The sequence below is a fragment of the Gilliamella sp. CG35 genome (assembly GCF_046635745.1).
Classification (GTDB): Bacteria; Pseudomonadota; Gammaproteobacteria; order Enterobacterales; family Orbaceae; genus Gilliamella; species Gilliamella apicola_I.
In genome coordinates this window covers 1-20412 of sequence record NZ_JBIDFH010000018.1, presented here as the reverse complement: position 1 = coordinate 20412, position 20412 = coordinate 1, and the positions used below count along the sequence as shown (strand labels likewise).

The window sequence follows — 20412 nt, the reverse complement described above, 5'->3', positions numbered from 1 at the left end:
ATCAACACATTGCTCAATAAACTCCCCATATTTTTTATAACTGTCTGATTAATTTTTTATTGATAAAGATCTCATTTTGATAAAAATCCTTTTTTTATCCTTGCTAATTACAGAATAAATGGCTATTTTAAATAATAGATATTTTTAATAGAAATCATTATATTTATAGAAATATAATAATGAATCATAATGTGGCTTATTTAAAAATTACACTAATTTTATGCTTTAGATGAATTAAATTTTTAATTAAGGAGAAAGATATGTCTAACCGTCCAATTGGATTGGCAGCGTTAACTGTCTTAGATGTTTCACCTGCTAACCAAGTCCTCGTTGCAGCAGAAGCGGGTTATACTCATGTCGGTTTGAGGCTTATACCGGCTACGCCAACTGAACCGGTATATGCGACCGTCGGCGATACGCCATTGGTTCGAGAAATTGAACGCCGTTTAAAAGAGACAGGAATTAAGGTATTAGATATAGAAATCTTCCGTTTAAAACCCGATACCCGTGTCATTAACTTTTTACCCGTACTGGAAACGGGCGCAAGATTAGGTGCCAGTCAGGTACTTTTGGCGGGTAACGATCCCGATCAAAATCGACTAGCCGATAATTTTGCCCAGCTTTGTGACATTGCCGCTCCCCTTGGCATTGCCATCAATATCGAACCGATGCCATGGACAAACATCCCTGGCGTCAATGCCGGTGTTGAACTGCTAAAAAAAGCGAATCAAAACAATCAAGGTATGATAATTGATCCCCTGCATTTTGATCGAGGTCCAAATACCCTTGACGATTTGAAAAAAGTACCTAAAGATTGTTGGCGTTATATGCAACTGTGTGATGGTACTAAAGAAAAACCTCAAGACACAGAAGGACTACTTTATCAAGCCCGTAACTATCGTTTATCGCCGGGGCGTGGTGGTATTGACCTTGTATCTTTGTTGAAAGCTTTACCTGAAATGCCGATTTCAATTGAATGTTGTAATGACGAATTAGCTTTATCTAAATCCCCAATTGAACGCGCTAAAATGTATATTGAAGATACACGTGCATTATTAAAACGTGTTGCTGAACAATCTTAATTGTTAACGCTTTATTGAAAAAAAGCGTGTAGTGGAGAATTTTTAATGAGAAATAATATTGACGGCCATTATTTATTGATTGGTTTAATGGCTTATCCAATACGTCACAGTTTATCACCGCAAATGCAAAACACTATTTATTCAAAACTAAATATTCCTTATGTTTATTTGGCTTTTGAAGTTGATCAAGAAAAATTACCCGATGCAATAAAAGGTCTTCGTGCCTTAGGTTTGCGAGGTAGTGCGGTATCGATGCCCAATAAACAATTGGTTTGCCAATATCTTGATAAGTTAACACCTGCGGTTGAAATGAGTGGGGCTTGCAATACAATTTCGAATGATAACGGCATATTAACCGGTTATAACACCGACGGCATTGGCTATATGCGCATGTTGAAAGAAGCAGGCATTGATGTCATAGGTAAAAAAATGACGATTCTTGGCGCAGGCGGTGCAGCAACAGCTATTGTAGTACAAGCTGCGCTTGATGGTGTGAAAGAGATCGCCATCTTCAATCAGAAAGATGACTGCTATGCAAAAATTGAAGCAATTGCAAAAAAATTAAATGAAAACACGCCATGTAAAGTCAGTGTGACCGACCTTGCTGATAAAGAGCAACTCCGTCAAGCCATTGCCACCAGTGAAGTACTTTGTAACGCTACAGGTGTTGGAATGAAACCATTAGAAGGGCAAAGTTTAATTACCGATCCAACGATGTTAAGACCGGATCTTGTCGTAACAGACTGTATTTATAGCCCACGTAAGACCAAATTGCTTGAAATCGCAGAACAGCAAGGTTGTAAAACCTTAAATGGGATTGGCATGATGCTTTGGCAAGGTGCAGCGCAAATCAAAATTTGGACGGGTGAAGATGCACCTATTGAGTATGTAAAAGAAAAAATGGGATTTAATGATTAGTCGATAAGTAATCTTTTTACCTAATAATTCAATTAAAAATAAGTTAGCAGATTATTTTATGTTATTGTCTGATTTGAATCACACAATATAAGATTAATCATTATCAATATAATCTTTTACCAACAGGATATAAAATGAAAACAGTTACAACCAAAAATCTAGTTATAGGATCGGGTGCGCCGAAAATTATTGTCCCAATTGTTGGGAAAACTGAAACCGAACTACTTGATGAAGTCACACTTTTACAATCGATAGATTTTGACGTTTTGGAGTGGCGAGTGGATCACTTCACCCAAGTTGATAATATTGATGCTGTGAAAACTGTTGCTAAAAAAATTGCAACCTTATTACCGAGCAAACCTATTTTATTTACCTTTCGTACCGCTAATGAAGGTGGAGTAAAACCGTGGCCACTAACCGATTATCTTGAATTAAACAAAGAAATAGCTAAGAGTGGACTGGTCGACCTGATCGATGTTGAAGTCTTTATCGGCGATCAATACGTAAAAGAAATTATTAATGTAGCGCATCAACATAATGTATTGGTTGTCACATCCAACCATGACTTTGAAAAAACACCTGCGAAAAACGATATCATTTCTCGATTACGTAAAATGCAAGATTTAGGTGCTGATATTCCCAAAATTGCGGTTATGCCACAGACCACAGATGACGTCCTTACCTTATTAGCGGCAACCACAGAAATGAATGAAAAATATGCAACCAGACCCATCATTACCATGTCAATGGCAGGGCTGGGGGCAATTAGCCGAGTGGCAGGAACAACATTTGGTTCAGCAATGACATTTGGAGCAGCTAAAAATGCCTCAGCACCGGGGCAATTAGATGTCAAACAGTTACGTTATATTTTAGATGTGTTGTATCAAAGTAAACAGTAGGTTAAATAATTTGGTACTTACTTTGACATTAAGATTTAATCAAATATAAAGATATGCGAAGAAAGTATAAATAAAAGTTATCAAGTTGAATAATAGGAGTTTTTATGAGCCAAAGTTGGTTAGGATTAGAAAATGATGTTTGTGTCATCACAGGTGCAATTGGTGGCATGGGCTCCGAAATTTGCCGTGAATTTGCCAAACAAAAAGCGAATCTTGTACTTATCGATTTAGATGAAACAAAATGTCAACAACTTGCTAAATCGTTAAGTAATGAATACGGTATAAAAGCAATCGGTCTTGCCTGTAATACCACTAACGAAGCACAAGTAGATGCAGCGGTCGCAAAAGTAAAACAAGAATTTGGACGTTGTGATGTACTGGTTAATACTGCAGCAATTTTACGTTTTTGTCCGATTGAAGACCTTCCTCTTGATGAATGGAATACTACCGTTAATATTAACCTAACAGGATATTTCCTTATGTCTCAACGTTTTGGGCGTTTAATGATTGAGCAAAAATCAGGTCGTATGGTGCATATCTCAACGGTGGCGTCGCACACGCCTGAAACTTACAGTGGTGCTTACAGTTCAACCAAAGCTGGGGTTTCGATGATGTCTAAACAATTTGCTGCTGAATGGGGACAATTTGGTATTCGCAGTAATGCAGTCTGTCCATGTTTTGTCAAAACACCTTTATCAAAAAAATTCTATGAAGATAAAGAAGTTGAACAAGGTCGTACCCGTATGATTGCCAGCCGTCGTATTGGTGAAACCATCGATATTGCTAATGCTGTTTTATATTTGGCAAGTAAACGTTCTGATTATTCAAATGGTACTGAGCTTGTGGTTGATGGTGGTTACGAAGTAATGCTTGGAGATTTAGTCCCACGTCCAGGTGGTCGTCGCCAATTTGCAGAACAACAACATGCGGCTTCGAAAGCATCGAACAAATAAAAAATATCAGTCAATTAGGCTTATAGCTCACGACCGTGATCATGGTGGTTAATTGGCTTTTTAGGATTTGAAAACCACAATCAAAATAGAGAATAACCATAAGGAATATCGATGTGTGAGCTAAATATTATTGCAATACATGAGGTAAAACCAGAGTGGGTAAAAGAATATCAACAAGCTGCCCTAAAAGTGCGGAATGAAAGCAGAAAAGAAGCTGGTTGCATTCGTTATGAACTCAGTCTGGATACCAATAACCAACATATTTTTATTTTCTCTGAAATATGGGCAAACCAAGCTGCCATTGAGTTTCATAATACGACGGCTCATTTTATGGAATTTAAACAATTCTTAGAGAATAAATTAGTCGATAGAAAATGGTATAAAACGAAAAAATTCTAATTAAATAGATAACGATTTCTCATAATGGCTCGCGCTTAGTATAACGCGAGCCATTCTAGTTTTCATCTATTTATAGACAAAATGAATAAATTAAACTTAATCTATAAAATATCAGCATGAGTTAGCAATGGATTTATTATTAACTTTAACACATTTAGAAGACTATTTTGCAATGTTTGATAGAGAAATTATTTAAATAAAAAGGAGACAAATATGCCCAATTTTTCAGCTATATTTGAACCGTTTGTAATTAATAAAACAACTATACGCAACAGAATTGTCATGCCACCGATAGGGACTAACTTTGCCACATTACATGGCGAAATGGTGGATGACCATATTCAATACTATGAACAACGAGCAAAAGGCGGAACTGGGCTTATTATCCTTGAAAACGTATGTGTTGATTTTCCTTATGGTACTAACGGTACCACACAACTGAGAATCGACAACGATCAATACATTCCCGGATTGTATAAATTTACTGAACGTATGCACAAGCATGGGGCATCGGTCGCAGTACAAATTAATCATGCAGGCGCATCCGCTTACCCCGGTCGCTTAAATGGCTTGCAACCTATTTCTTCATCCAATATACCATCTAAAACAGGTGGCAATATTCCCAGACCAGCAACGATTGAAGAGCTTCATGATATTGTTAAACAATATGGACTAGCAGCTCACAGAGCCCAAAGAGCCGGTTTTGATGCTGTTGAAATTCATGCCGGACACTCGTATTTGCTGAGTCAATTTTTATCACCGCTGTATAACAACCGTACAGATGAATTTGGAGGCAGTATCGAAAACCGAGCACGATTAATTCGTCTGGTTATTGATGAAATGCGTAGCAAAGTCGGCCCTTTCTTTCCAATCCTTTTACGGATTAGTGCGGTCGATTTTGTAGATGGAGGAAATACTTTAGACGATACCTTAGCTATTTTAGAACACCTGAGTGAGGGTGTGGATGTTTTTGATGTATCTGCCGCCCAAAATGATACTATCCAATTTCAGATTGATCAGATGAATCTCCCAGACGGTTGGCGTTCTTACATGGCAAAAGCTGTGCGAGATAAATTTAATAAACCGACCATTGCGTCTGGTAACTTTCGAGACCCATCAATCATCGCCAAAACAATTGAAGAAGGGATTGCTGATTTTGTCGTTTTAGGACGAGGGCTAATTGCCGAACCTTATTGGGTTGAAAAAGTACAAAATAACGAAATCGACACATTAAGAAAATGTATTTCATGTAATATTGGTTGTGCAGATCATCGCATTGCGAGATCTAAACCAATTCGCTGTACAGTTAATCCGGATATTATCAGTTATGAAGACTATAAACGCTATCAGATCTCAACCCCGCTTAATGTTGTTGTAGTGGGAGGCGGAACGGCTGGACTTGAAGCCGCCTGCACAGCAGCAGAAGTCGGATGTAATGTTACATTATATGAAGAAAAGCCTTTTTTGGGTGGTCTGTCAATGATGATTTCTCGATTTCCATACAAACAACGTATCGCCGATTTGCCTAAATTTCTTATCAACCGTGCCAAAAGTTTAAAAAATCTCACAATCAATCTTAATACACGAGCAACGCCTGAAATAATCGAAAAATTACAACCCGATTTAGTGATCAGTGCAACCGGTTCAAAACCTTTATTACCCCCTATTAAAGGATTACACGATCAGCTTAGTGCACCAAACAGACAAGTATTTTCGATTTTTGACATCATGGAAGACTTCAATCAATTTACCGATATTGCCAATAAAAAAGTGGTTGTCATCGGTGGGGGAGCTGTCGGGCTGGATGTCGTTGAATATTTTTCTGAAAACAACGCCAAGGCGGTTTCCATTGTTGAAATGAAGCCTGCTATGGCTGAAGATTTGGATTATATTGGTCGTATTTCTATGATGACCATGCTCAAACATAATCAGGTTGATGTTCATCTTTCTACAACTTTACTGGAAGTCGCTGAAAATCACTTTTTAGTTAAAGATAAAGATGGTCACCAATTTAAATTAGAATTCGATTATGGTTTTGTCTGTTTAGGAATGCTAAGTGAAAACACCTTTAGCCAAGCTTTTTCTGAACATGCAACTAAAAATAACTATGTTTATCATAAAATTGGCGATTGTAAACAAGCTCGTAAACTTATCGATGGCATGCGTGAAGGACGAGATGTTATTACCCTGATCCAACGATTGGAGAGGATAAAAAACAAAGAGATTCGTGGAGTTGATATCAATAAACCTTTATAATGCTTTCAACTATCGTTATAAATAGAGTTATTTAACTCAAACTATATCGACGAAAGATTGTGCAAATTAGCTAACGTTTAAATGATAACAAGTATATACTTAGTGTTTTCTCTCTTATTTAAACAATAAGAGAGATTCACTATTATGATTTAAATACTAATTTCTGTATTAGCTTGATTAAGTATATTTCATTATTTAAGCCTATAATTAGCGAAATACGATGAGGTTTATTTTTATGTTTTCGTGGTGGACTAAAGTTTCTTTTTCACTAATCCAAATCCCAATTAAATTATTTGTTAAAAGTAAACCTATACCAGCAGATCCGGTTTCTGAATTAGGTCTTGATACGAATAAACCCATATTATATGTTTTGCCCTATAATTCTAAGATTGATCTTATGGTTGTTCGTTCTTTATGTTCCAAGTTCGGCTTACCTGATCCGCTAGAAGGCATCGATATTAATGGTAATATGGTTCCTTCATATATTTTTATTGATAAAGGCCCGGGTATTTTTGCCTCTAATCAACAAAAAACAAAAGCAATTGACATTTTAAGAGAATATATTTCTGCTCATCAAGAAAATCCCGAGTTGGATATTCAAATGTTACCGGTTTCGGTGATGTTCGGACGCAGTCCAGATAAAGAAGGCAAAAAAAGCCCTTCTCTACAAGTGCTGGGAGCAACTTATAAATTATATAAAATCATTGTTTCAGGTCGAGATTGCTATACCCGTTTTTCAAGAACCGTGTCATTAAAAGATATTGAAATCAATAATCAACAAAATATTTCGGTCTTAGCCCATAAGCTTGCTCGTGTTGCACGTATTCATTTTACCAAACAAAGAATGGCATCAGTGGGTCCTAAACTGCCTGTACGGCAACAAATGCTGAATAAATTATTAACTAATCCTAGCCTTTCTGATGCAATTCAAGAAGAAGCCAAAAGTAAAAATATTAGTCTTGATAAAGCGAAAAAAAATGCACTGGCAATGTTAAACGAAATTGCCGCTAATTTTTCTTATCGAATGCTAAGAATTACCGATATTGTTTTAACTTGGGCATGGAACAGACTTTACCAAGGTTTAAAAGTAACCAATGCCGATCCAGTTCGAGAACTGGCGCAAAATGGACATGAAATTGTTTATGCACCGTGTCATCGCAGTCACATGGATTATCTTTTATTATCTTATGTTCTTTATCGACAAGGATTAGTACCACCTCATATTGCTGCTGGTATCAACTTGAACTTCTGGCCTGCTGGTCCGATTTTTAGACGACTAGGTGCCTTCTTTATTCGTCGTTCGTTTAGAGGAAATAAACTTTATACTTCCGTTTTTCGTGAATATTTAGCTGAGTTATTTATTCGAGGCTATGCTGTTGAATATTTTATCGAAGGTGGGCGTTCACGTACAGGTAGATTGCTCGATCCGAAAACAGGCATGCTCATGATGACCATCCAAACGTTATTGCGTGGCGATGCAAGACCTATCACCGTTGTACCGGTTTATATTGGTTATGAACACGTTTTAGAAGTGGCGACTTATGCCAATGAATTACGCGGAGCAAAAAAAGAAAAAGAGAGTTTATGGCGTACGCTAAAAGCCTTTTTAAAATTAAAAAAATTAGGTTTTGGCTATGTTAATTTTGGTCAACCTATCCCACTGAACCAATTTTTAAATCAACAAATACCAGAATGGCGTGATGCAATTGAACCAACTGGCACCGCTCGCCCAAATTGGTTGACACCCACTACCAATGTGCTGGCAAAACAGATCATGGAGCGTATCAATGCCTCAGCAGCTATTAACGCCATGAACTTATGTTGCTCTATCTTATTGGCGGCGGATCAACGGGCATTAACTAAAGTTAAACTTATAGAACATATTAATTATCTTCTTACATTATTAAAAAATATTCCTTATTCTGATTTGATAACGATTCCCGCTCAAAGCGCAGATGAACTATTTGAACATGCTAAACAGATGGGTAAATTTGTTATCACAACCGATGAGGCTGGCGAAATTGTCGGTTTAACCACTGAACAAGCGGTTTTAATGACTTATTATCGTAATAATATTCAACATTTGCTGATCATTCCTGCAATCGTTGCCAGAATTCTTGTGAAGAATAATCGCATCTCCTCAGAAGCGGTTTTAGAACAGGTAAAATTGCTTTTCCCATTAATTAAATCTGAACTGTTTTTATATCATAATGAAGCGCAGTTAGTTGAATATGTAAACCAAATTATCGCCACCTATTGTGACTTAAATTTAATTAGTTGTACGTCAGATAAATTAGTGCTCAATTATGCAAAAATGTCGGGGTTACAATTAATTGCTTCGTCATCAAAAGATACCTTACAACGTTATGCGATTGCTTTTTCGCTTTTGCAAAAAGACCCTTCAATTAGTCGAGCTAATTTAGAAAAAGAAGGTCGATTAATTGCGGAAAGATTATCAGTATTACATGGAATCAATGCGCCAGAATTTTTTGATAAAGGGGTTTTTTCAACACTGGTTGCATCACTACGAGAACAAGGTTATCTGGATGATCAAGATAGTGCCAGTTTTCAAAAAATTGAAAACATGAATAATATCTTAAAACCTCTCATTACTCATCGAGTCTTGCAAACAATTGAGGAAATTAATCCTTAATCACGAGTTAGTATCGATAGAGTTTGCCCTTTTATCAGTGGCAAGCTCTATCATTATTGTTGAATATAGCAAAATCCACAATACCAATCGATTCACTTGATAGCTTGTATATTGATAATTATTTTAAGTTTTGTTAGGATGAGCTTTACGCAATTATTGCAAAGTGCTGTTAACAATTTTAGATAAAATTTAATAAAAATTATCGGATCTTTTCTTCTGATTTTTTGATCAAAGTCAAATTTTAACCATTGATATCTGTTTTTTCCTTTATTTCCAATTAATAAACGATTATTATGAATTATTATCCAATAGGGATATTAGTACCTACCAATATTATAAATTAAAATGTAATGTCAGCTTTTAAGGAGTTCATATGCTATTTAACCGTAGACAGTTCTTTAAGATCTGCGCTGGTGGCATGGCAGGAACAACAGTTGCCACGCTTGGACTTGCTCCCAATGTGGCGCTCGCACAAACTCGCCAATTCAAATTATTAAAATCGAAAGAAACCCGCAATAACTGTACCTACTGTTCGGTTGGCTGTGGAATGTTACTTTATAGTCGAGGAGATGGAGCTAAGAATGCCGAATCTTCTATTTTTCATGTAGAAGGCGATCCTGATCATCCAGTTAGTCGTGGCTCACTCTGCCCAAAAGGTGCTGGGGTGCTAGACTATATCAAAAGTGAACAACGTGTTAAATATCCCGAATATCGTGCTCCTGGCTCTGATCAATGGCAACGTATCAGTTGGGATGAAGCGATTGATCGTATTGCTCGATTGATGAAAGAAGACCGAGATAAAAACTTTATCGAAAAAAATGAACAAGGTACAACCGTGAATCGCTGGACATCAACCGGTTGGTTGGTTACTTCAGCTGCGAGTAATGAAACGGGTTGGCTAGCGTTCAAAATAGCTCGCTCATTAGGTATGCTAAGTCTTGAAACTCAAGCAAGGGTTTGTCATGGCCCGTCGGTATCTAGTCTTGCAGCAACGTATGGGCGTGGTGCGATGACAAATAACTGGAATGACATTAAAAATGCCAATGTCGTCATCGTTATGGGTGGAAATGCCGCTGAAGCTCATCCGGTTGGTTTTAAGTGGGCGATTGAAGCTAAAATCACAAATGGCGCTGAACTTATCGCTATTGATCCTCGTTTTCACCGCACGGCTTCGGTTGCCGATAAATATGTTCCGATTCGTGCAGGTTCAGATATTGCCTTCTTACTAGGTATTATTAATTATCTCATTACCCATAACGAAGTTAATTTTGAATATTTAGTCACACACAGTAACGCTAGCTTAATTGTGAGTGATGACTTTAATTTTGATGAAACTAGTGGTCTATTTAGTGGCTATAACGCTGATAATCGCCAATATGATCAAGCCAGTTGGACATATCAAAAAGATGAAAAGGGTTATGCGCTTCGAGATAAAACACTCACGCATCCACGATGTGTTTGGAATCTGTTAAAACAACATGTAAGTCGATATACACCAGAAATGGTAAACAAAGTTACCGGAAGCCCGATAGACGGATTTTTACATGTTTGTCGCTCTCTTGCCAGTACGAAAACCAATGACCGAGCAGCAACATTTTTATATGCTTTAGGTTGGACACAACATACTTATGGTACTCAAATTATTCGTACTGCTGCCATGATTCAACTTATTTTAGGTAATGTGGGTGTCATGGGTGGGGGAATTAATGCCTTACGTGGACACTCAAATATTCAAGGTTTAACCGATGTCGGACTCTTATCCAATCGTTTACCTGCATATTTGGATTTACCTAAAGACTCGCAAGTTTCGCTTGAACAGTATCTGGATGAAAAAACCCCTAAACCATTAGGCGCCAATGAGGTGAACTTCTGGGGTAACTATCCCAAATTCTTTATCAGTTTTATGAAAGCGATGTATGGTGATAAAGCGACTAAAGACAATCAGTGGGGATTTGATTGGTTACCTAAATGGGATAAAACTTACGATATCTTACGCTTTAGTAAAATGATGCGTGACGGTCAAGCCAATGGCTTTATTTGTCAAGGATTCAACCCACTCGCTGCCTTACCTGATAAAAATAGTATTCGTGAAGGTTTATCTAAACTCAAATTCTTGGTGAGCATTGACCCATTACCCACTGAAACAGCCGAATTTTGGAAAAACCATGGTGAGTCAAACGATGTCGATTCAAGCAAAATTCAAACCGAAGTCTTTCGATTACCGACTAACTGTTTCGCTGAAGAAAACGGTACGATTGTCAATTCATCACGTTTATTACAATGGCATTGGGCAGCAGCAAAGCCTCCTTATGAATCGCTATATGACCCCGAAATCATTTCACGTATCTTTCTAAGAATCAAAGAACTTTATGCTGAAGAAGGCGGTGCTTATCATGAACCAATTAATAATCTTTCTTGGGATTACCAAGATCCAGAAGGACCAGCAGCAGAAGAATTAGCCCAAGAGTGTAATGGTCGTGCTCTTGCTGACCTTACGGATACCAACGGTAATGTGATTCTGAAAAAAGGTCAATTATTAAGTGGTTTTTCTCAGCTTAAAGATGATGGTACCACCTCTTCAGGTATCTGGATATTCTGTGGTTCGTGGACTGAACAAGGTAATTTAATGGCAAGACGTGATCCAACAGATCCATCTGGTAAAGGTATCCATGCTGGTTGGGCATGGTCATGGCCAATGAATCGACGTGTACTCTATAATCGGGCATCGGCAGATGAACACGGCAATCCATGGGATCCAAACCGAGTATTGATAAAATGGAATGGTTCTCATTGGGATGGCAATGATGTTGCTGACTTTACCGCTACCTTGTCTCCAAGTTCTGGTGCAGGCGCCTTTATTATGAATAACGATGGTTTAGGTGGATTATTCTGCTTAAATCGTCTGGTTGATGGGCCTTTCCCTGAGCACTACGAACCATTTGAAACGCCAATTACCAATAATCCGTTGCATCCAGAACAAATCAATAATCCGGTTGCTCGAGCATTTAAAGAAGATTTAGCGCGTTTAGGTTCAGCAGATGAATTTCCTTATGTGGGAACAACATACAGTATTACAGAGCATTTCCACTTTTGGACACAACACGCAAGATTGGCCTCAATTACGCAACCAGAACAATTTATCGAACTAAGCGAAAATCTTGCCAATAAAAAAGGAATCAAATTAGGCGACACCGTTAAAGTGACTTCGTATCGAGGCTATATAAAAGCGAAAGCGGTAGTAACTAAACGCTTGCCTACGTTAACGGTAGACGGTAAAGAGATCGAAACCATTGGAATCCCAATTGTTTGGGGATTCACTGGACAAACTAAGAAAGGATTTTTGGTCAATGAATTAACTCCTCATTTAGGTGATGCAAATTCACAAACGCCAGAATATAAATCATTCTTAGTTAACATCGAAAAAGTTACCACCGTGGCATAGGCAGGAGGATTAATTATGTCATTACAAACTCAAGATATTATTCGTCGTTCTGCAACTAATGATTTAACGCCTGCGCCGCGAGCACGTGATTATCAACAGGAGGTGGCCAAATTAATTGATGTCACCACCTGTATTGGTTGTAAAGCATGCCAAGTCGCCTGTAGCGAATGGAATGACCTGCGAGCAGAAGTAGGCAATACGGTCGGTGTTTACGATAATCCCGCTGATTTGGAGCCTAAAGCATGGACGGTAATGCGCTATTCTGAAGTTGAAATTAACGGAAAATTTGAATGGCTAATTCGCAAAGATGGGTGTATGCACTGTTCTGAGCCTGGCTGTTTAAAATCTTGCCCTTCTGAAGGTGCTATCATTCAATATGCTAACGGAATAGTCGATTTTCAGTCGGAACATTGTATTGGTTGTGGCTATTGTGTAGCAGGTTGTCCGTTTAACATTCCTCGTATCAGTAACGAAGATAATCGAGCCTATAAATGTACCTTATGTGTTGATCGTGTTTCGGTTGGACAAGAGCCGGCTTGCGTTAAAACTTGCCCGACTGGTGCTATTCATTTCGGGACTAAACAAGATATGATTCGACATGCTGAGCACCGAATAGCCGATTTAAAAAAACGGGGGTTTGAACATGCAGGGCTTTATAATCCTCAAGCGGTCAATGGAACGCATGTCATGTATGTATTACATCACGCTGATCAACCCGATCTGTATCACGGTTTGCCAGATGAACCCCATATCAGTGAACTGGTTAGATTCTGGAAAGGCCCTTGGAAACCACTTTCAGCTGCCGCCTTTATTGCTACTTTTGGAGGATTACTTTTCCATTACATGGGCGTCGGTGCAATTGAAGTAGACGAAGAAGATATCGAACAGGAAAAACAAGCGGATAAACAAGCAAGAAAACGATTAGGATTACCTATTTTTGGTCGTAAAAATAGTGCCGACATACCACAAAAGGAGGAACATCATGAATAAAAAAGGAATGATTCTTAGAACACCACTTATTGTACGTTTTTGCCATTGGTGTATGGTGTGTCTTTTCATCTTAACGGCATTATCTGGTTTATCGTTATTTTTTCCGTCCATTAAACTATTTGGGCTTTTTCTTGGAACCCCTCAACTGGTTAGAGCGTTACATCCCCTAATTGGATGCATCGTCTTTATACTGCTGATGTTCATGTTTGTAAAGCTTGCTCATCATAATATCCCTAATAAAAATGATCTGTTATGGATCAAGAATTTTAAACACGTCATCATGGGCAAAGAAGAAGGTATACCCATTGGCAAATATAATGTTGGTCAGAAATTTTTATTTTGGTGTATCATGAGTTTAATCACTGTGTTATTCGTAACCGGTATGATTATGTGGCGAAGATATGTTTCAGATTATTTTTCAATTGAAATTGTTCGTATCGCAATCTTTTTCCACTCGTTTGCAGCTATTTGCTTAATCTTGCTCGCCATTGGTCATGCTTATATGGCTATCTGGGTTAAAGGTTCAATTAAAGGGATGATTACAGGGTATGTATCTCGAGCTTGGGCTCGAAAAAACCACTCTTCATGGTATGAAGAAGAAATGCAAAAAATCTATCAACAGGAACTGGAAGCAGATAAACCTTTAGACATGAAGCAAACAACAAAAGTCGAACAAAAAACAGCTTTATAGTTGTTTCTAAAATATATCTATTTTATCCGCTGATATTTATCAGCGGAATTATCTCAATCACTAAATCGATTATGGATAAAATAATCATGAATGGTAACCAATAATGAGTATAAAAATCATCCCACAAGTCCAGCTTGAAGAACAAAATATCAATTCCGTTATCAGACAAATTCCCTTACTTTTTTATCCTTCACCAACAACGCTCTATTTGCATCGAGCTAACAGGCTAAAAGAATTAGCAAAAAATAGTCCATTTAGTGATTATCTCTGTTTTTGTGCTCAATTAGCGCAAACGCAAGCAGACTTAGTTAGCCAAAAACCACTAAATAAAGAGCTATTCGAGCCATTAAATAATGATTTACCGCCACTGAGTATAGAAAACTTTTCATTACCCTACTCTTGGCAGGATTATTTAAAGGCGTTATTAAAATCATCATCAAATTTAACCGATCAGATTTCAATCGTGATTGAACAACTGAATAAAAACAGTATTGAGCAATTACAAAATAAAGCTTTGCATTTACTTAAAGGCGAATTCCACGCAGTTGATGGTAATGAAGCCGTATTTATTTGGTCTGCACTCTCTGTTTACTATAGCCAGCTAGCTAGCCAAATAAAAGGTAAAGCAGTATCCGAAAATAGTGATAAAAATTGGCTATGTCCCGTTTGTAATAGCATGCCGGTTGCCAGCGTCATTCAACTGGGTGGTCATAATGGACTGCGTTATTTACATTGTAGTTTATGTGAGAGTGAATGGTATGTGCCAAGAGTAAAATGTACCAGCTGTGATAATATGAAAAATATTGAATATTTTTCGCTAGATAGTGAATTGTCAGCGACTAAAACAGAATGTTGTGATGCTTGCCACTGCTATTTAAAAATCTTTGATCAGGATAAAGATCCGCATATTGAAGTTATTGCTGATGATATTGCCTCTTTAATACTTGATATCAAAACCGAAGAAGAAGGTTTTGCAAAAAGTGGTATCAATCCCTTTGTATTTGCACAATAAGAATTTAGCTTCGAATAAATTTAGAATTAACCTTGAATAGGTAACTGAACAATATTAGCAGCTATTTTTAGCTTTTTTTCATGAAAAGCAGGATAAAAAACCAATAATCTGATTATTATATTCTTAATTTGTTTGAAATTTTAGCGTATTTTTATATTAATCAGATGATGCCTCATCCTTTTAAAAAATAAGAATGACAAAAAAGTCCAATTACACCTTAACATTTTGGTTGAATCAGTTTAGAATAATACTATTGTACTAGTTTGCGAGTTTATTTTTATGAAACGCTTTTTTTTATTCAGTTGTTTGATGTTAATTACCCCTTTTGTGTGTATAGCCAATACGGTAAAAAGTGTTGCTATAACAGCAATTGTTGAACATCCATCACTAGATCAAATCCGAGATGGTGTAAAAGATGAATTAACAAGCAGTGGTTATCTATTAAATGAAAATTTAACGGTTAAGTACAAAAGCGCCCAAGGCAGTAGCGCGACTGCAGCACAAATTGCCAGACAATTTATTGCCGATAAACCCGATGTTATCGTCGCTATTGCAACTCCAAGTGCACAAGCAACAGCCGCAGTAACTAAACAAATCCCACTCGTATTTGCAGGAATTACCGATCCCATTGCCGCAAAGCTAGTTAAAAATTGGGAACCAACCAATACCAATATTACGGGTGTATCTGATTTTCAAGAGATTGGGCCTCAAATCGACTTTATGAAAAAAATTGTCCCGAATGTAAAATCGGTAGGATACATCTACAGTCCAAGTGAAATCAATTCCACTGTGGTAATGAAAAATTTGAAAGCACAACTTGCAGAACAAAATATTTCATTGGTTGCAGTGCCCGCACAACGAACTGCGGATATTTCCACTGCGGCAAATTCATTAAAAGGCAAAGTTGACTTGATTTATACGACAACCGATAACAATGTTGTATCTGCTTATGAATCATTAGTGAAATTTGCTAATGAAAACAAAATTCCTTTATTAGCATCTTTTCCTGATGCAATTGAAAGAGGCGCCGTTGCGGCTTATGGCATGAGTTATTATGATGTTGGTCGTCAATCAGGCAAACTTGTTGTTCGCATTTTGAATGGAGAAAAACCCGGCAGTATTGCGCCAGAAATTGGACAAGCATTACGACTGGTTATCAATATTGAAGCTGCGAAAAAACAAGGCGCAACATTATCGCCTGAAGTTATTCAGTCCGCTTATAAAGTCATTGGTGAATAACATAATCCCATTTATGCTTTGCTGAATCAATCAGCAGAGCATACCCCTATTATCAACAGAACTCGCTTACTCTCGAACGAATGATTATTTTCGTTTTTTTTATCTATAAAAGAAGCAAAATATACCCAATTTTTGTCGATTAAAAGTGCTTTACAATCACTAATCATAACAGATTGTAATTAAAAATTTACAGCTAAATAAAGTGATATTCCTAGAAAATTATTTAAATATGATTTATAGTAAACACATATTTATCTAAGTTGTAAAAAAATTATTACAAAGGTACCTATATGCGTAATCGTATTTGTAAACTTATTATGCTACTCTGTTTATCAACCCTTACTTTTTCATCGTTTGCTGATACAGCAAAGGAACAAAAGTATGTTGCTATTACAGCCATTGTTGAACATCCTGCATTAGATAATGTTCGAAGAGGGGTGGAAGATGAATTAAAAGATAATGGTTATATCAACGGTGAAAACTTAAAATTACAGTATGCCAGCGCTCAAGGCAGTAGTGCTAATGCTGTTCAAATCGCTAAACAATTTGCTGCCAATAAACCCGATGTGATTGTTGGAATCGCAACACCTAGCTCACAAGCTTTATTAGCGACGACTAAACGTATTCCAATCATTTTCACTGCTGTAACAGATCCCGTTGCCGCAAGATTAACCCCTAGTTGGGAAGCGTCAAAAACCAATGTAACCGGTGTTTCTGATGCACTACCGTTAGATGCGCAAATAGATATGATGTTAAAAATCAAACCAGATGCGAAAAACATTGGTTATGTCTATAGTCCTAGCGAAGTCAATTCAACTATTGTACTTAAACAATTACAATCAGCACTGGAAAAACGTGGTATGCAAATTATCGCGGCCCCTGCTCAACGTACTTCAGATATTTCTACAGCAGCAAGAAGTTTAAAAGGTAAAGTTGATCTGATTTATACCACTACCGATAACAATGTCGTTTCGGCTTACGAGTCTTTAGCAAAAGTCGCTAATGAAAGTAAAATACCTTTGTTAGCCTCCGATCCTGACTCAGCCGAACGTGGAGCCATCGCGGCCTTGGGAATGAGTTATTATGACTTAGGACGCCAAGCTGGTAAAATCGTTATCCGCATTCTTAATGGTGAAAAACCTGGCGATATTCCGCCACAAATAGGTAGCATTACACAGCTAACAATCAATAAAAAAGCGGCTGAGCGACAAGGCGTCGTATTATCTGAAGATGTATTGAAATCAGCAACGAAGATTGTTGAATAGTTTTTTAATTTTATCACAATACCGCTAATTTTAGCGGTTAATTTTAATAGGTTTTTTTCATGTCTTTTGAATTTTTAATAGGCTCGCTGGGAATTGGACTTATTTATGCCATTGTGAGCTTAGGTGTTTTTATATCTTTCCGTTTACTCGATTTTCCAGATCTAACAGCCGATGCCAGCTTCCCGTTAGGTGGCGCAGTATGTGGTTTATGTATTTATATTGGTATTGACCCTTGGATTGCCACACTTTTAGGTATGTTTGCGGGGTGTATCGCCGGTAGTTTGACTGGATTGCTTTATGTTAAGCTCAATATTTTGCAATTATTATCCAGTATTATTGTCATGATAGGTTTGTATTCAATCAATTTAAGGATATTAGGTCTTGGACGTTATATTACTCACGAAACAACTGAATATTCAGGATCACCGAATCTTGCGTTATTGGATGCGAAAACTATTTTTTCACCCTTTATTTCAGAAGACTACAGTAACCAATATATTGTTCAATCCGTTATGGTTTTTGGCTTTGTTGTTGTGGTTTGGTTATTGCTACATTTATTTTTAAACACCCAAATGGGATTGGCATTAAGAGCTACCGGTACAAACCAAAGAATGGCTAGATCTCAAGGTGTCCCAACGGGCAGCATCACCATTTTAGGTATGGCTATTTCCAATGGCTTAATCGCATTAGGTGGTTCATTATTTGTGCAAACCCAAGGCAGTGCTGATATTACCATCGGTGTGGGGACAATCGTTATTGGTCTTGCTTCTATTATCATTGGTGAAAGTATCTTCCCAACAAAACGTATATGGGCAATTATGCTGGCAGTTATTCTAGGTGCTATTCTTTATCGTTTATTCATAGCTGTTGCACTTAGTAATGAGTTTTTACACAAAATAGGCGTAGGCACGGAAGACTTAAATCTTATTACCGCAATATTGGTTGTACTTGCTCTTGTACTACCTAAGCAATTAAAAAAATACTCGAAAAAAAGAGGAAATAAACATGCTTAACGTTGAACAATTGCAATTAACTTTTAACCAAGGTACACCTATTGAAAATCACGTATTACGTGGCTTAAATTTAAATATAAAAGAAGGTGAGTTTGTTACGATTATTGGTAGTAATGGTGCGGGTAAAAGTTCGTTACTTAATATTATTAGCGGAGATTTACTTTGTGACTCAGGGCATGTCATCATCAATGGCAAAGATGTAACACGAGTTCCTGCCTGGAAAAGAGCAGGAATGGTTGCCAGAGTGTTTCAAGATCCGATGGTGGGAACCTGTGAAAATTTAACCATCGAAGAAAATCTTGCTATTGCTTATAATCGTGGACGTTGTTTTACATTACGCCCTGCACTTAATCGCAAAATTCAGTCCATATTTAAGGAAAAGCTTGCGACTTTAAATTTAGGTCTCGAAAATCGTTTATCCGATATGATGGGGTTACTTTCAGGAGGACAAAGACAAGCAATAAGTTTATTGATGTCGACCTTACAACCATCTAAAATTTTGTTACTCGATGAACACACCGCTGCACTTGATCCAAAAACAGCTCAATTCGTTCTAGATCTGACTAATGAAATAGTGGGCAAAAACCACTTAACGACCATGATGGTAACACATTCAATGAAACAAGCTCTAGAATACGGAAACAGGACCGTAATGCTTCATCAGGGACAAGTCGTACTTGATGTTTCTGGTGAACAACGTGATAAGATGACGGTAAATGACTTATTAGCTATGTTTGAAAAAACACGCGGTGAAAAAGTTACCGACGATGCCTTACTTTTAGGTTAATATTAACAAACAAGCAATATTCCTTATTAGGAGTATTGCTTTCTCTTTTTGTCTTTCCAATCAAACTCTCCAAACTTTAAGCTTTTTCAATTACTCACACAATGTTATCAAAGCATACGCTACTCAAAGATCACTTTTCCATATTAATGAATGGTCAATAATAAAGTACCTTAGCTTATGCTTTTTTTTAAATATTTAATCTACAGACATTAACTTCGATTCAATATTTTTCCAATAAAGAGCATAAATTTGACTCATTGTTATTATAGAGAGCACTTAACTAGACTATTGGCTAGATAGGTGTCAAACATTTAATGGAATTTTATAATCAACAGTCTAGTCTAAATAACAGATATGTTATTAGCATCAAACAAATTTATCACTCATTGGGCAGGTTAAATCTACAGATTAATATTTTTCATGCTATGAAAATTGAACTACGACATTACACTGAGATAACAATAGATATTTAATGGAATTTTGTAATCGACGACTTAATCTAGATAATAGACATGTTATTAACATCAAACAAACTTATTAACATTTGTAATAAGTATTAGGTAGATCCAATCTGCTGTTTGATATTATTCATGAGATACCGCTTTAAATGGTTTATTAAAAGCGATTAATAAGCTCATTTCCAGACTATATCCCTCTCTGCTCTTCTATTACGTTGATTTTAATTTCTTAAATCATAGATAGCAAAAAAGCCCAGCATCTCTGCTGGGCTCTCGCTCTTATTTAAAAGTCTGGCGGCACCCTACTCTCACATGGGTAATACCCACACTACCATCGGCACTACGGCGTTTCACT

15 protein-coding genes are annotated in these 20412 nt (G+C 37.1%); all 15 read left to right on the top strand.

The annotated features are described in order from the left end of the window. Positions 1-260: 260 nt before the first annotated feature. Positions 261-1082: a sugar phosphate isomerase/epimerase family protein gene (locus tag ACGH4F_RS08660; RefSeq protein WP_220216030.1), complete on the top strand. Its 822-nt coding sequence runs from the start codon at positions 261-263 to the stop codon at positions 1080-1082. A gap of 45 nt (positions 1083-1127) precedes the next feature. After that, the gene (locus ACGH4F_RS08655; protein WP_220216031.1) at positions 1128-2000 is read left to right on the top strand and encodes a shikimate dehydrogenase; all 873 of its coding nucleotides are present in this window, start codon (positions 1128-1130) and stop codon (positions 1998-2000) included. A 134-nt stretch (positions 2001-2134) separates the two neighbouring features. Beyond that, complete coding sequence (gene aroD / locus ACGH4F_RS08650; RefSeq protein ID WP_411590883.1) at positions 2135-2899, top strand: type I 3-dehydroquinate dehydratase; 765 nt, start codon at positions 2135-2137, stop codon at positions 2897-2899. Positions 2900-3003: 104 nt separating this feature from the next. Then, on the top strand, positions 3004-3852 hold the full coding sequence (locus tag ACGH4F_RS08645) for an SDR family NAD(P)-dependent oxidoreductase (RefSeq protein WP_220216033.1): 849 nt from the start codon (positions 3004-3006) through the stop codon (positions 3850-3852). A 111-nt stretch (positions 3853-3963) separates the two neighbouring features. After that, entirely contained in the window at positions 3964-4251 is a 288-nt protein-coding gene (locus ACGH4F_RS08640) for a putative quinol monooxygenase (protein ID WP_267349572.1), read from the top strand. A 213-nt stretch (positions 4252-4464) separates the two neighbouring features. After that, positions 4465-6507 carry an FAD-dependent oxidoreductase gene (locus ACGH4F_RS08635; protein WP_294825769.1) on the top strand — a complete coding sequence of 681 codons (2043 nt, stop codon included), beginning with the start codon at positions 4465-4467 and terminating at the stop codon, positions 6505-6507. A gap of 235 nt (positions 6508-6742) precedes the next feature. Then, the gene (gene plsB, locus ACGH4F_RS08630; protein WP_267349568.1) at positions 6743-9160 is read left to right on the top strand and encodes a glycerol-3-phosphate 1-O-acyltransferase PlsB; all 2418 of its coding nucleotides are present in this window, start codon (positions 6743-6745) and stop codon (positions 9158-9160) included. Between the two features lie 373 nt (positions 9161-9533). Further along, positions 9534-12602, top strand: coding sequence for a formate dehydrogenase-N subunit alpha (fdnG, locus tag ACGH4F_RS08625; RefSeq protein ID WP_267378954.1), 3069 nt, complete (start codon positions 9534-9536; stop codon positions 12600-12602). A gap of 15 nt (positions 12603-12617) precedes the next feature. Further along, positions 12618-13592, top strand: a complete 975-nt coding sequence (gene fdxH / locus ACGH4F_RS08620; protein WP_294825775.1) for a formate dehydrogenase subunit beta — start codon at positions 12618-12620, stop codon at positions 13590-13592. Continuing rightward, positions 13585-14283 carry a formate dehydrogenase subunit gamma gene (locus ACGH4F_RS08615; protein WP_411590881.1) on the top strand — a complete coding sequence of 233 codons (699 nt, stop codon included), beginning with the start codon at positions 13585-13587 and terminating at the stop codon, positions 14281-14283. Before fdxH ends, ACGH4F_RS08615 begins: the two co-directional genes overlap by 8 nt. A 103-nt stretch (positions 14284-14386) precedes the next feature. Then, a complete protein-coding gene (gene fdhE, locus ACGH4F_RS08610) occupies positions 14387-15295 on the top strand; it encodes a formate dehydrogenase accessory protein FdhE (protein WP_411590880.1) in 909 nt (302 codons plus the stop codon). Positions 15296-15574: 279 nt separating this feature from the next. After that, positions 15575-16534 (top strand): ABC transporter substrate-binding protein, encoded by a 960-nt coding sequence (locus ACGH4F_RS08605; protein WP_267378947.1) that lies wholly within the window; start codon positions 15575-15577, stop codon positions 16532-16534. Positions 16535-16824: 290 nt separating this feature from the next. Further along, positions 16825-17799 carry an ABC transporter substrate-binding protein gene (locus ACGH4F_RS08600; protein WP_267349559.1) on the top strand — a complete coding sequence of 325 codons (975 nt, stop codon included), beginning with the start codon at positions 16825-16827 and terminating at the stop codon, positions 17797-17799. Positions 17800-17858: 59 nt separating this feature from the next. Further along, the gene (locus tag ACGH4F_RS08595) at positions 17859-18812 is read left to right on the top strand and encodes an ABC transporter permease (protein WP_267360713.1); all 954 of its coding nucleotides are present in this window, start codon (positions 17859-17861) and stop codon (positions 18810-18812) included. Further along, positions 18805-19599, top strand: coding sequence for an ABC transporter ATP-binding protein (locus ACGH4F_RS08590; RefSeq protein WP_411590877.1), 795 nt, complete (start codon positions 18805-18807; stop codon positions 19597-19599). The genes ACGH4F_RS08595 and ACGH4F_RS08590 overlap by 8 nt, the downstream gene beginning before the upstream one ends. The last annotated feature ends 813 nt before the right edge of the window (positions 19600-20412 follow it).

Bases quoted from the DNA above. Each gene is read 5' to 3' on its own strand.
- ACGH4F_RS08660 (WP_220216030.1), top strand. From the start codon at position 261: ATGTCTAACCGTCCAATTGGATTGGCAGCGTTAACTGTCTTAGATGTT.
- ACGH4F_RS08655 (WP_220216031.1), top strand. From the start codon at position 1,128: ATGAGAAATAATATTGACGGCCATTATTTATTGATTGGTTTAATGGCT.
- aroD (WP_411590883.1), top strand. From the start codon at position 2,135: ATGAAAACAGTTACAACCAAAAATCTAGTTATAGGATCGGGTGCGCCG.
- ACGH4F_RS08645 (WP_220216033.1), top strand. From the start codon at position 3,004: ATGAGCCAAAGTTGGTTAGGATTAGAAAATGATGTTTGTGTCATCACA.
- ACGH4F_RS08640 (WP_267349572.1), top strand. From the start codon at position 3,964: ATGTGTGAGCTAAATATTATTGCAATACATGAGGTAAAACCAGAGTGG.
- ACGH4F_RS08635 (WP_294825769.1), top strand. From the start codon at position 4,465: ATGCCCAATTTTTCAGCTATATTTGAACCGTTTGTAATTAATAAAACA.
- plsB (WP_267349568.1), top strand. From the start codon at position 6,743: ATGTTTTCGTGGTGGACTAAAGTTTCTTTTTCACTAATCCAAATCCCA.
- fdnG (WP_267378954.1), top strand. From the start codon at position 9,534: ATGCTATTTAACCGTAGACAGTTCTTTAAGATCTGCGCTGGTGGCATG.
- fdxH (WP_294825775.1), top strand. From the start codon at position 12,618: ATGTCATTACAAACTCAAGATATTATTCGTCGTTCTGCAACTAATGAT.
- ACGH4F_RS08615 (WP_411590881.1), top strand. From the start codon at position 13,585: ATGAATAAAAAAGGAATGATTCTTAGAACACCACTTATTGTACGTTTT.
- fdhE (WP_411590880.1), top strand. From the start codon at position 14,387: ATGAGTATAAAAATCATCCCACAAGTCCAGCTTGAAGAACAAAATATC.
- ACGH4F_RS08605 (WP_267378947.1), top strand. From the start codon at position 15,575: ATGAAACGCTTTTTTTTATTCAGTTGTTTGATGTTAATTACCCCTTTT.
- ACGH4F_RS08600 (WP_267349559.1), top strand. From the start codon at position 16,825: ATGCGTAATCGTATTTGTAAACTTATTATGCTACTCTGTTTATCAACC.
- ACGH4F_RS08595 (WP_267360713.1), top strand. From the start codon at position 17,859: ATGTCTTTTGAATTTTTAATAGGCTCGCTGGGAATTGGACTTATTTAT.
- ACGH4F_RS08590 (WP_411590877.1), top strand. From the start codon at position 18,805: ATGCTTAACGTTGAACAATTGCAATTAACTTTTAACCAAGGTACACCT.